Raw genomic sequence first — 12,393 nt, 5'->3', positions numbered from 1 at the left:
CTTTAAACCATGTGAATGACATAAAATAAAATATAGATTAGACTAAGGAACCCAAAAAATAATTTTAAGTCCTCAGTCTTTTAAAAAAAATGGAGGTCATATGAATGACACCCACCAATAAATTATTTTGGTGAGACTTATTTGAAATCCATATCACACCAACAACAAAAAGCATTACCAGGTGAACCCGCAGGGTCCATCGGATACATCATTTCATCAATTTCCAAAGTAGCATCATTAACAACAATAAAAGGTTCATCAATATTCACAGTCTGCATATGATTACTCATATGCCTTGTAGTCTTACCACCATGTGTATGAATCCATACTTTTTTAGTGTAAACATCTGATTTACCTTCATTCCTGTAATTATCATTAATGGATTTTATCTCTTCCAATTTGGATTGCATCTGACTTGACCTTATCATGCTCCGTGCTGTACCTTCCAAGTCACGATAACTAAAAACATTTGATGGAATATTCAAACCCTCAGACACTAACAGATTGTTTGCTTGTATTGCCACCTCTTCTAATATTTTTCTGCGGTTGGCAAGACTTGATTCTTTCTGTTGCCTGATTAGTTTTTCGTATTCTTTTTGAGGTATCTCATATTTACTTAATACCTGCTCAACATAATTTAAGTTTTTAACAATCCTTTCAAGCTCTGCCTCAACAATACGGTTTAATTCCTTATTGGCCTTATTCCGTATGAGCATTTTATTTAGGTTATCATTACTTGTATATTTACTATTAATGATGCGGTTATAATTTTTATAAACCTCAGGTTTATTCAAAATAGCCAATTCCGCCCACAACATGGCATCAGTTGGTTTTTCAGGATTGCCCTCATTGAAACTCTTGACATAATCATCAATTTGACCATTGTTAAAGAATTGAATTTTATAAGCTACACTTTTAGTCCTTGCCTTATCAATCCTGACTTTCTCTTGAAAATACTTCATTGATTTTTGCAGTCTCAATAAAATCACCAATGTTATAAAACTTACTTTCCTCAGGTGTATCCTCTATCATACCGAAAGGTTGGCCATGGAAATATCTTTCATTATAGATTGGGTTATTCTCATCAATTTCCACATCGTTAAACTCTGGAAATGTCTTGCTTATTTTATTGATAGCTTGACCAAATGTGATGAGACCAGCATCAAATAATCTCATGGTAATGTCTGCCTCGATTTCTTTACGGTCAATGAATACAGGAGTTTCAATATCAACTTTCCCATCATATTCAAAGTATTTACTGTTGAATTGATTCATTTTATTTTCCAATGGTCTTTGACGATTGCTTAACTCCCTTGTATATATTTCATATAAGGTATTAGTTTTATTGGAGTTCATTGATTCGGTTGTATCATCAATGAGTAATCTTGCTTTTGGTATCTTGAATGTTGCAAGGATTTTACCATCTGATTTGTCAGCTAATTGAATCAAGTAATCATAATTAGACTCACTGATTTGAATGTAATCAACAGTTAAAGGAATGTTCGGGTTAAGTGTGGTTAATTCTAATGTGAATAAACCATTGCCTTTTTCCTCCATGCGTTCCTCTAAACTATCAACCTCATCTGCACCATCAAGACCAGGAGGTCTGATAATTGTCAGTATACCACTGATGAGATTTCCATCACTGATTTTCTTTGCATCTAACATATCCAAACTGACTGATGCGCTGACATGATTGAAACATGAAATCCACATTGGATAATCAAAGAAACTTGACTTGCGACCACCACCCAACCATAAACAAGTTGGTAGATCATCATCTTCGGGTCCATATTCCAGATGTGATAATTTCATTTTAATGTCATTTTGACCTGCTACGGTTTGAACTGCATAGTAACTTATACCTGTTGGATTGTCCTTTGTTTTCTGTTTGGTTTCTTTGCTGATGTATAATGTGTCAGCAGGTATTTGGTATAATCTTGCAGGTTCTTTGTTTTTATCGTAGACTATTTCACTTGCACCGAACCCGTAACTAAACCAATCGATGACTTGGTTTCCTAGTTCGTCTTGGTTGTTTTCCCAGAACTGTTTGATTTTTTCTGATGTGTTCTCATTTGTGTTGTTATTGTTGGTTACGGATATGTCGTTGAATACTGTGTCCTCTGCTAATACTTCAATGCATGTTTTGAGTAGTACATTTTGGTATATGAGATTGTCGCAGAGGTCTACGCTAAGGTATGGGTATATTCTGGTTCCGTTTTTGTCATCGGGTTTTGTGGTGGTGGGTTCGAGTAGTGTTTGGATTTGTGTTTTGTTTATTTCGTATTGTGGGTTTATTTTTGAGGGTGTGTTTATTTCCATGTTTATCATTTGCCCTTTTTTTTGATTATCGTTAAAAATTAAATTATTTTGTGATTATTAAAATTAGATTGAAGTTAAGGACAAAAAAAGATTAAAATTATGAAGATTATAAAAAAGTTTGAGGTTTAAAATTCGTTATCACAGTGTGCATTGTTTGACGATTTATTTTTTTTGTCCTTTCTCATCTTATACTCTTATATGTTTGTGTTTTTTTGTGTGTGGTGTTTTTATATGAATATTTGTATTACTTTTTATTATTTTAGTATTACTATTAAGATTATTACTTATTATTATTATTTTTATTACTATATAGTATTTACAGTATATACTATTATTACTTATATCATAATAAAGGGTATATCCCCCCTCCATAATACAATACATATGTAAATACAATATATACAAAAAGTATTTACAATATTTACATATTTACGATAATATACATCATATCCTATAAACAAAAAAAATACCACAACAAGAGTAAATACAATAAATACCTATTTACAATATTACCGCATAATCACTAATGACAATTTCCAGAAAAAAAGAATAATAAAAAAACATAAAAAAGTAATAACACGAAAAACAAAAAAAAATAAAAACCAACATCTACACCAAACACGACATAAATGTCAGTCAAGCCCACCACCAATACAATATACAAATACAAGTGAAAGCAAAAGCACACTCTCAAAAATGGATAATAAAATAATTGAATGACATTCGTAAAAAAACAATACCAATGATGGACTTGACAAACACATTAAATCGTTAAACTCAAACCAGTAACAGTTTTCTGCATCTCCTCAAAAGCATAACTCACACTATCCAACTCATCAGGAGATGAATAATTTTCCATCACAGACTTATCAGGGTGCACATAAATATACTGGTCCTGCAAAGCACGAACCGGACTATACGCCGAACCATCAACACTAACATCATACAACAATGGAATATCACGATTAATCAGCATATTGCCATTGCGGACATGATAAGCATGAGGATAAGCCCTGTTATACTTACTGCCGGTGCTTGATGCTGTGGTATCCATAACATAGAAACCCATTTTTGCACCAAGGTCTGTAAATAAGTTTTGCCAATAATTCAAAGCATAATGAGGTGCACTCCCTTGCTCCCTTTCAAAGTTTATAACTCTTGGTTTATACTGTTGATTACGAATAATAAAATCACGCAGTCTATACTCCGGATTACTGGAAGGTGTACTGTCCATATCAACCAAAACCAATTTACCATTATCAAAATAAACAAGACATGACATGGCAAACTTATCAGTACCTGTACTTGCAGGGTCCACACCAATGGTGCAGTAAACAGGTGTCCAGTCTTTGAAGTCATCTTGACTGATGAGACTTTTCATGAATTGTGATCTGTTCATGAGTAATCCTGATGTGATGACTGCGTCCCAGTTACCATATTTTAATTGTTGTTTGGTTAATTCATCTAACTTGTCTAACTGCTTACTGTACTCTTCTTGATTCAAGTATTTGTTATCGGTATAAGCAGATGAAATAAAGGGTAGTTCTGATTTTGGACTGATGAACCTTGCTTTTACCCATTCATGACCTCGTCCTCCGGGGTTGCTTCCTGCTCTCATACGGATTGGTATCGGACTATATTCAAGTTTTCTTAACCTTGAATGCAGATAATTATATTGATTCTCAGGAAATTGTGTTAATTCATCGAATCCTACAAATTGCAGCTCAGCACCTTGATATGAATTTAAGTGTTTATTATGATTAAGGTATCTGAATGTTAATGTTGCACCGGAATCGAAGATAAATCGTTTCTTTTGGTCTTTCCATTTGACAAGTCCTTTATCCTCTAAGGGTAATAGCCATTGTTTTGCTCTGTCCATTATCGCATTTGGCATATCCAAATCTTCAAGTGTACGCCTTATGATTAATGCATTGTAATTATTCCTGAGATTACCTTTATCATCTTCAACCATAAAATCCTTAGTGACATATTGTAATGCTGCCATCAGTAATGCATCACTTTTTCCACCACCTGCTTGACCACCATATAATAACTCCTCACTATTATTGGCAAGGAAATATACTTGCTGTCTGAATGGAGTGTGTGGTATGTATGGGTTTTTACAGACTGTCTTTATTATCAATGCTTTCTGTTGGTTGCTCAATCTGTTTAAAGAAATCAACATATTTTTCCATTTCCTCTTCAAAAGGTATATCCTCAACAATTTCAGCGTTCACATCAATTAATCCATCAAATTCAAAACTGCTATAAGTGGAAGGTCTGCCACATAAGTTACATAATAGTTCATGAGCTTCCTTTAATAGGTTACTGACATCTTTGGTCATCTTAATCCGTGTAACAAGACTGTACTTCTCACCATTGTCTTTGTAAGGTCTTTCAATAACCTCACCTAATAAATTATTAGCATATTTAATTAATCCTTCAATGTTTCCGAGCAGTACATCGCTCATTCCATCAAATGTGTCCTCTCGTTTCTTTGCCAGTTTTAATTGTTGGTCTGCATCGTATATTCTGACTCTTTCAACCCAACACCAATTAGTGCATAAATTCCCTAATGAAGTTAATAGTTTTTTCCGGTTTTGTGCATTTCCATTCACATTTAACATATCTGCAACTTTGCCTAAACTTCTCTCATGAGGTTTTAAATCACGGTACAGGACAAATTTATTGAAACTGTCTTGTCTTTCGTTGGGTAAAGGTTCGTAGCATGATAGTTTTCCTTTTGCCATTTTAATCATCTAAATTATATTTTGTTTAGTATGTTTTCTTTGATGTGTAATGCAATAGCTTTCATGAGGTTTGGCGGCACACTATTTCCAATCCGTTTCCATTGTGCAGATGGTTTACCAATCCATTTATAATTTGGTGGGAATGATTGCAGTAATGCTGCCTCATCTGAGTTCATGATGCGGTTTCCCATTATCATTTTCCCATATCCTTGGAATGTTATTGTTGGGCATGGTTTGTTTTCATTGATTTTTATGTTGTTAAAGTAGCTGCCTTTTGGGTGTATTTTTCCAAAATTTTCACCTGGTTTTACTTTATCAAGATTGTTCAGAACCCATTTTGTTGTTGGTTTCAGATATGGGTATTTGCTTTTGAATCCTTTTAGACATTCTTTTACTGTTTTTGGTCTTGTTTGTGGTTTTGGGTGACTTGCCGGTATGCCTAAATCTTTTCTCACACCTATGAATATCATTCTTTGCCTTGATGTTGCACAATCATAATACATTGCATTCATTAATTTGGCACGAACATCATAACCTGAGTCTTTTAGTTGTGTTAGTATGTCTTTAAAGATTAGTTTCATATCACCTTTCACCATTCCGGATACATTTTCCATTACAAATGTTTTTGGTTTTAAACCTCGCAGTAATCTGATATATTCATTGTATAATTGGTTTTTAGGGTCGCAAAATTCACGATTGCCACTAATGCTGAAACCTTGGCATGGTGGACTGCCATCAAACAATTCCAACTCACCAACATCAATGCCTGTAATTTCAAATACCTTATCCACAGATAAGTTATGAATGTCACCATGATAAATAGGAGTATCAGGGAAATTAGCATGATATGTTTCAACTGCGTGATTATCCATTTCCACAGCTAATTTCACATCATATCCTGCTTGTTTATATCCGCAACTACTGCCTCCACAACCACTGAAAGTGGATATGACCCGTGGTTTAGTTTTTTGGGAGTTCATATCCACACCTTGGACATGTGATTGATTCAACAGTGTCAGCTATTGACTCATCATATTCAGGTTCGTCATCTGGAATTTCAAAGTAACTTTCATCTACTGTTTCCTCTTGGTCCCCCCCCCCTCATATCTACAATGTCTGAGGTGGGTGTATCGTAAATGAGTGGATCATCATTAAATTCGAATTTTTGTACTTCGATGTCGAAACCTGTTAGACTTACATCAAATTCTTGTAATTTTAAGTCGTCGAGTATGTTTTGGAGTTTGTTTTTATCCCATTCACCGGACAGGTTGTTGAGTCTGATGTTTAATGCTTTTTCTTTGTTAATATCCGGTTCGTTGATGTAAATAACATCAATCATAGTGTAACCTAATTGTTTTAATGCAAGGCATCTTTGATTTCCACCAACGATATGATTATTATACTCATTAACTATGATTGGACTTATATATCCAAACTCATTAAGACTGGTTTTTAATTTTTCCAATTCCACAGGACTAATCTGTCTCGGGTTATACTCAGGACTAATTAAATCATCGATTTTCACTTTTTCTAATTTCATGTTTTATCAGCTCACATTTAGTATATTTTCAAGTTCGGATATTTACGGAATAAGCAATCCAAACTAATAATTAACTTGTTATTTAAACACTTTTTAACCTGGATTTTCAAAGTATCAAAAGTATCATCTGATGTGCTGCGATACAGTAACTTGCCATCACTGTAAATGCAGAAATCAATTAATTCACTACGGGACCTAATCTTATTAATTTTACTGACAGTATCATCAGTAACATCATTATCCCATATTTTAATGAAATTCCTTGATTCTTTAAGATTAATCATGCTGTATACTCCGGATTAATTGCCTCTTCCGGTTTCCAATTTCCATATTTTTTATCATCATTGCGGGTTAAAACCATCTGGAAATCATAGTGTATGCCGTACATTTCTAATGATGTTTTTACTTTACTCATTCCAATGTCTTCACATTCTTTTATCATTTCCTCAATTGGTATATTTTCATTATAATGTCTGCTTGATGATAATATCCCAAGTATCCATTGCATTAAACGGTCTTTTTTTATTTTTTCAAATTCCTTGTCATTCATAAAATATTATGCCTCCATTTTTATTTTTTATTCGTCATCTTGCAATTGACCTAACTCTTCCAGTTTCTGCAACAATAGCTTTTCAGCTATTTCCTCTGCTCGCTCATCAATATGATTATCAATGGTTTCCAGTTCATTTTTTTTCTGATGCTCCCTCCACTTATCAATACTCGCTATAACGATAATGGCACAAGTCAATGCGATTAAACCTGATACAATTGCAATTTCATTAAAACCTTGAAACCAAGGGTGGTTTGTAATACCATTAAAAATAAGGACTACACCGGTTGAAAATAAAGCACCTGACAATGATGTTTTCACGAAACCGAATATCCAGAGTGTTCGCTTATATGGTATTTTATTGATTAACTTCTCTGTCATCATCATCAACATCGTTTTCAGGTTGATCATCACCAATTATTTCAACTTCGGCACCAGTTTGAATGTTAATGAAATTTTGTATTGCATCGATTTGAGCTTGTGTTAATGGTACTGGTATGTGTACTGTGTCATTGTCCTCATCAAAGAAATTATTATGTCTGCTTGCATTAAAGTAGCTGAATATTCCTAATACTATTGCGGTTAAGAAACTTGCCATTACTGATATGTCCCATGGAATATTGAATCCGAGACTTACAAGGTATGGTACGATGTAACCAAGGATTATTAAGAATATACTGTTTAGTATGGTGGTTATATTACCAATATTTAAAAAATTATTCTGTTTTGTCATTTTTATCCTCTTCCTCTTTCTTAGTTTTGATTATTTTGAAATCAAGGTCGTTATCTAATCTTACACCTGCAACATAATTATGAGTATTATCACATATGAAACCACATCGGCATGTGATTAATCCGGATTGACTCATTTTTAAATGGTATCGTTTACAAATGGGACATCTTGTTTCTGTGATGTCTATTTCAAGTTTGTAAGCATACTTTTGCTGGTGCATTTTACTGTACAAGACATTAACCTCTCTTTCATTATTATACTCTAATAAAAATACTTTAAAAAAAATTAATTATAATTATTGAATGGGTTTCAAACCCAATGCTCTTTTGGCATTTCGGACTTTTTCCAATTCAGCTAATGGATTCGGGTCTGCTTTACCATGGAGGTTTGCGCCTTTACTTCCCAGTCCTCCTTTTTGTCTTTCAGTCATGACATTTTTGTATCTGTGATAATAGTTACGGTTATTGATACGGTATTGTTCTGCAAGACTGTATTCTTTGCATTTGTTTTTACAGTATTTCTTATGTGTTTTACTTGGTTTGAATAAGCGTCCGCACCAGTTACATTTAGGCAGATTGTCAAATATGACTTTGACTATGTTTTCAAACACTTCCTCAGGTTTATCATGTACATAATCGACTGTTTTTACATTGTCCATTTCATTTATTAACTGGTCGTATTTTTTTATCAGGTCATAATGTTTCTGATGTGTATAATCCTGCTCTGCCATATATGAGTCGGTTCTTATGACGATGTATAAATCCATTTCCGGAAAATATTTGTTAATCTGTTTAATAAATGTCCTTGGTGTGTTTTTATCAGTATTATAAACATAACTGGATAATATGCTCCTATCCCATATTACAATATCATATTTACTCCAATCCTCACCATAAAAACTAAAACTGCGGTCAAATGCCATAAGTAATGCAATCTCATGAGATAATAATTCATAATTCTTTAATATCTTAATAATTTCAGCATTAACCGGTTGCACTGCTAACCTGCATTTATAGGATTTTTTAGACAGGAATTTCATTAACTTTTTACACATAGTTGATTTGCCAACACCATCAACACCTTCCAGGGCAATATGTAATGTCATTTATGGTTTCCTCCTCTCTTATTCCTTTCAATTCCTAATTGTTCACAAGCATAATCAAGTCTGCGTTTATCCCAAGCATTTTCATTATACCATTGGATTATTTTTTCAGCATCACTTAAACTGTTGAAACTTCCATAAAACATTGCCAAGCCTTTTTTGTTTCTGCGGCGAATATGATATTTACCATTGACTTCATATATGAATGGAGCAACTTTATTATAAATTCTACGAGGTCTTTTATCCTTTTTTGGAGGGTGGTTCAAATAATCAAAAGCATCTTTCAAAGTTAAGTTATATTTAGATAAACTTTCACTTATTGTTGCACCATCTCGTATGTCTCTCTGGAACTTATCATAAACACTAATCATAAAAATTCACATATCTAAAATCTCAATACATTCCTCACTACATACATCAATGCAGACTTCACAATATGCACATTCATAAGCATTATGCATAAAACACTTAACACTGCTTTCATAGGTTAAAGCACCATTCGGACAAGTATTAACACATTCCATGCAATAAGTACATTTACTGTCATCAATACGGACAGTACAAAAATTAACTCCCTCAGCACCAGTCAATTCAATTCACCTCACAGGTTGATTATCATAATCCCAGTAAGCTAATGATCCAACAACACCCTTTTGCTCCTGATATTTATTACCACATTCACCATACACACGGTCAGGGATAGTGTCCAGATGCTCAAAACATAACTGACAGATACGCATACCGCTGTGCAGCATGATTGGTTGGTGTGCAAGGTTTTTGATTTCAAGTGTAATGTTTCCTTTGAAACCAGGGTCTATGAAACCGGCAGTTACATGTATTGCAACACCAAGTCTGCCGATGCTTGACCTTCCTTCGACTTTTGCAGATAAGTTATTTGGTAGTTCCACCCATTCCTTGGTTGTTGCAAGTATAAATTCATTTGGTGGTAGTACAATTGCATTGGCATTGATTATATTATACTTGGGTTCGTTATTTTTGATGTCCAGTACCTCTTCGGTTTTTACTGGACTCCAAAATTCATTACCTAGTCTGAGGTCCACACTTGATGGTTGTATTTCCTCAGGATATGGTTTTATGATTATTTCCTCAGATTTTAGTTTTTGTTTTATGGTTTTGTCTGATAGTATCATGTTTTTATTCTCATTATTTTTGATGTTTGTAAGTAGATAAAAAAAAGTGGATACATATGAGGAAAAAAAACATTGATTTTCGCAGTTTATTTTTTTTTGGAGATAATAATAAAATGATTATTAAGGGGTAGTATAGAATGCTAAAATTAGATTTGAAAGGGGGACTGATTATTAAAAGTTTCAGCGTTAAGTTAAAATTTTAGGTTATTAGTTTTTGGGTTAAAACTAAGGGTTTACATCAAGTCTAAGAAAAATAATCAGTATCTTTCATATAATTTTAACATTCTGTAAAATAATATATGTTGGTGAATGGTTATAAAGTTCAAAATAATGAATGATTTAATCATTCATCAATTGGTTTGACAGGAATAACAGTAACCTTGTCATAAGTAGATTTTATTGCAGGTAACAATTTCAGGAACCAGTCACGAGTCATAACATAAGACTCCATACACACAACCTCATCATGCACATAAAATCTGATTTTAGTATAATCAATCTCATCACATCTTTCAATTTCAACATGTGTGACATTTGGGTTAAAATAAACATACATAAAGTAATCCACCATTAAAAAAAAAGAGTTTTTATTTAAGGAATATTGATTCCTCATCACCTTTCAAGAGCTTTGCAGAGAATCCATTAGTCAATGCAATTTTACCATCGATTTTGAGTCCGGTTACATTAACTTGTGAAACTTCATGTAGTCCTTGACCGAGGTTCCTGGAATACATTTCAGCATCATCAAAGATGAATGTGATTTCATCAGTCGGGTTGCATTTTTCAAGTATACTGATAAGTTCTTGTGCTTTCATGTCTGATCAACTCCCAAAAAAAATATAAATTTATGAGGTGTATTCCACCTCACCATACCTGAGGGCAATGATTTCATTAATCATGTCTTCTAACAGGTTTGCACTCCAAGTTCCACTTACTGCATCTATGAAGTCGCATAATTGGTCGGTGCATAATATTGCGGAAATGATGTCGTAAAAATCAACTGGTGCAATCATGTTTGTGGTTCTTTTGGTGCCGCATTTAGCATCTGTGATTGTGAGTGTTTGGTATGCTCTTTTGTTGTTGTTGGTATAGATTTCAAAGGTCAAGTTTTCAATTGTGTTTTCACAAATTTTTGTTGTTTTCATATGTTTGGTCTCCGTTGTAATTTGATAATTATACTTATGTTTTCATAGTATATAAAGGTATCTGTTAAAGTATACCATAATAGTTAAAAAAAATAAAGGACACCAAACACTCCCAGGAGCATTCAGCACCCATTATTTTTCCACAGATTCAAAGGTGAAATAATAGATAAATCAAAACAAATAGAATACAAATACAATTAAATAATATGCAATTACACAATATAAATAAATTACTCATAAAACTCATCATGCAACTGCAACAAAATCGTATCAGCCGTTTTTTCACCAACACCATTCACTTTCAACAAATCCGCCTTTTGCAAACCCAAAACATCATCAACAGACCCTAAACCCAAAGTATCACAAATATTCTGAGCAGTAACATGACCTACACGATGCACATTATTATTCAACAAACGATACGCCGGACTGCCCCTTGATTTAGGAAATCTTTTCACAACAGGTCGTGTGCTTGTGCATTTACGGGCCACCTGCTCCATAACTCCAAATGCAGTTTTACTGTTTGGAACCTGAATAATACTGGTGAAATTCACAAGACTTGCAAAACCACCGTAAAATTCAGTGTCACTTAAATCACGACCAGTAACCCAATATTGCTTATCAGTAACTCGTTTCTTATCCTCATCAGTACCAACAACAATGACAAAATGATAATCAAACTTATTAGATTGATTCAATGCTTGGTTAAATACACGATAATCTTTCAAACTACTAATATAATCATCAACAGTCTTATACTCAAAAGCAACTTTTATATTCGAATCTTTATCAACAAATACATAATCACCATAAGGTAATTCAAGGACATAGGTCTGCAAACCCATATCCTCTTTATAATACTGATAAGCCGGAGCAACACGGGATTGCTCACGGTCATCAATAAAAACAGTCATCATCTCTTGAACACTCCCAGTTCAGTTAAGATTTCTGTTTCCTCTTTGGTCAATTCTCTGATGTCCTCTGCAATGCTCATTAACTTTGCACGGTCATTTTCAGACTTCATTTGTTTTTTCAATTCTCTTTTGGAATCCTGCACTGCTTTTAACTTTGCCTCTAATAAATTCATATGTCTTGTCAGC

At 33.6% G+C, this 12,393-nt stretch carries 20 protein-coding genes; all 20 read right to left on the bottom strand.

Annotated elements, in window-relative coordinates; translation table 11 throughout:
* Positions 1-137 precede the first annotated feature (137 nt).
* Positions 138-980: a hypothetical protein gene (locus IJ258_RS05415; protein WP_292804083.1), complete on the bottom strand. Its 843-nt coding sequence runs from the start codon at positions 978-980 to the stop codon at positions 138-140.
* A complete protein-coding gene (locus IJ258_RS05410) occupies positions 931-2,322 on the bottom strand; it encodes a hypothetical protein (protein ID WP_292804082.1) in 1,392 nt (463 codons plus the stop codon). Before IJ258_RS05410 ends, IJ258_RS05415 begins: the two co-directional genes overlap by 50 nt.
* 763 nt (positions 2,323-3,085) lie before the next feature.
* On the bottom strand, positions 3,086-4,507 hold the full coding sequence (locus IJ258_RS05405; RefSeq protein WP_292804081.1) for a phage terminase large subunit: 1,422 nt from the start codon (positions 4,505-4,507) through the stop codon (positions 3,086-3,088).
* Positions 4,443-5,072 carry a hypothetical protein gene (locus IJ258_RS05400; RefSeq protein ID WP_292804079.1) on the bottom strand — a complete coding sequence of 210 codons (630 nt, stop codon included), beginning with the start codon at positions 5,070-5,072 and terminating at the stop codon, positions 4,443-4,445. The genes IJ258_RS05405 and IJ258_RS05400 overlap by 65 nt, the downstream gene beginning before the upstream one ends.
* Before the next feature lie 14 nt (positions 5,073-5,086).
* Positions 5,087-6,052, bottom strand: a complete 966-nt coding sequence (locus IJ258_RS05395; protein WP_292804076.1) for a DNA cytosine methyltransferase — start codon at positions 6,050-6,052, stop codon at positions 5,087-5,089.
* Between the two features lie 89 nt (positions 6,053-6,141).
* Positions 6,142-6,612 carry a ParB N-terminal domain-containing protein gene (locus tag IJ258_RS05390; protein ID WP_292804073.1) on the bottom strand — a complete coding sequence of 157 codons (471 nt, stop codon included), beginning with the start codon at positions 6,610-6,612 and terminating at the stop codon, positions 6,142-6,144.
* Between the two features lie 17 nt (positions 6,613-6,629).
* Positions 6,630-6,896, bottom strand: a complete 267-nt coding sequence (locus tag IJ258_RS05385; RefSeq protein WP_292804070.1) for a hypothetical protein — start codon at positions 6,894-6,896, stop codon at positions 6,630-6,632.
* A complete protein-coding gene (locus tag IJ258_RS05380; RefSeq protein ID WP_292804067.1) occupies positions 6,893-7,162 on the bottom strand; it encodes a hypothetical protein in 270 nt (89 codons plus the stop codon). Before IJ258_RS05380 ends, IJ258_RS05385 begins: the two co-directional genes overlap by 4 nt.
* Before the next feature lie 27 nt (positions 7,163-7,189).
* On the bottom strand, positions 7,190-7,549 hold the full coding sequence (locus IJ258_RS05375; protein ID WP_292804064.1) for a hypothetical protein: 360 nt from the start codon (positions 7,547-7,549) through the stop codon (positions 7,190-7,192).
* Positions 7,521-7,895 (bottom strand): hypothetical protein, encoded by a 375-nt coding sequence (locus IJ258_RS05370; protein ID WP_292804061.1) that lies wholly within the window; start codon positions 7,893-7,895, stop codon positions 7,521-7,523. The genes IJ258_RS05375 and IJ258_RS05370 overlap by 29 nt, the downstream gene beginning before the upstream one ends.
* Positions 7,879-8,127 carry a hypothetical protein gene (locus IJ258_RS05365; protein WP_292804058.1) on the bottom strand — a complete coding sequence of 83 codons (249 nt, stop codon included), beginning with the start codon at positions 8,125-8,127 and terminating at the stop codon, positions 7,879-7,881. The genes IJ258_RS05370 and IJ258_RS05365 overlap by 17 nt, the downstream gene beginning before the upstream one ends.
* Before the next feature lie 63 nt (positions 8,128-8,190).
* Positions 8,191-9,000 carry a hypothetical protein gene (locus IJ258_RS05360; RefSeq protein WP_292804055.1) on the bottom strand — a complete coding sequence of 270 codons (810 nt, stop codon included), beginning with the start codon at positions 8,998-9,000 and terminating at the stop codon, positions 8,191-8,193.
* Complete coding sequence (locus tag IJ258_RS05355) at positions 8,997-9,368, bottom strand: hypothetical protein (protein WP_292804052.1); 372 nt, start codon at positions 9,366-9,368, stop codon at positions 8,997-8,999. Before IJ258_RS05355 ends, IJ258_RS05360 begins: the two co-directional genes overlap by 4 nt.
* Positions 9,369-9,374: 6 nt before the next feature.
* Positions 9,375-9,587, bottom strand: coding sequence for a 4Fe-4S binding protein (locus IJ258_RS05350; RefSeq protein WP_292804049.1), 213 nt, complete (start codon positions 9,585-9,587; stop codon positions 9,375-9,377).
* Positions 9,588-9,593: 6 nt separating this feature from the next.
* Entirely contained in the window at positions 9,594-10,148 is a 555-nt protein-coding gene (gene dcd, locus IJ258_RS05345; protein ID WP_292804046.1) for a dCTP deaminase, read from the bottom strand.
* Positions 10,149-10,491: 343 nt separating this feature from the next.
* Positions 10,492-10,704 (bottom strand): hypothetical protein, encoded by a 213-nt coding sequence (locus tag IJ258_RS05340; RefSeq protein ID WP_292804043.1) that lies wholly within the window; start codon positions 10,702-10,704, stop codon positions 10,492-10,494.
* Positions 10,705-10,735: 31 nt separating this feature from the next.
* Positions 10,736-10,963, bottom strand: a complete 228-nt coding sequence (locus tag IJ258_RS05335; RefSeq protein WP_292804040.1) for a hypothetical protein — start codon at positions 10,961-10,963, stop codon at positions 10,736-10,738.
* 30 nt (positions 10,964-10,993) lie between these two features.
* A complete protein-coding gene (locus IJ258_RS05330; protein WP_292804037.1) occupies positions 10,994-11,293 on the bottom strand; it encodes a hypothetical protein in 300 nt (99 codons plus the stop codon).
* A gap of 230 nt (positions 11,294-11,523) precedes the next feature.
* On the bottom strand, positions 11,524-12,210 hold the full coding sequence (locus IJ258_RS05325) for a helix-hairpin-helix domain-containing protein (protein ID WP_292804034.1): 687 nt from the start codon (positions 12,208-12,210) through the stop codon (positions 11,524-11,526).
* A complete protein-coding gene (locus IJ258_RS05320; protein WP_292804031.1) occupies positions 12,207-12,380 on the bottom strand; it encodes a hypothetical protein in 174 nt (57 codons plus the stop codon). The genes IJ258_RS05325 and IJ258_RS05320 overlap by 4 nt, the downstream gene beginning before the upstream one ends.
* Between the last annotated feature and the right edge of the window lie 13 nt (positions 12,381-12,393).

Source organism: Methanobrevibacter sp. (assembly GCF_017468685.1).
GTDB lineage: Archaea > Methanobacteriota > Methanobacteria > Methanobacteriales > Methanobacteriaceae > Methanocatella.
Note: the sequence above shows the minus strand (reverse complement) of the source record. Positions and strands in the feature narration are given on the sequence as shown.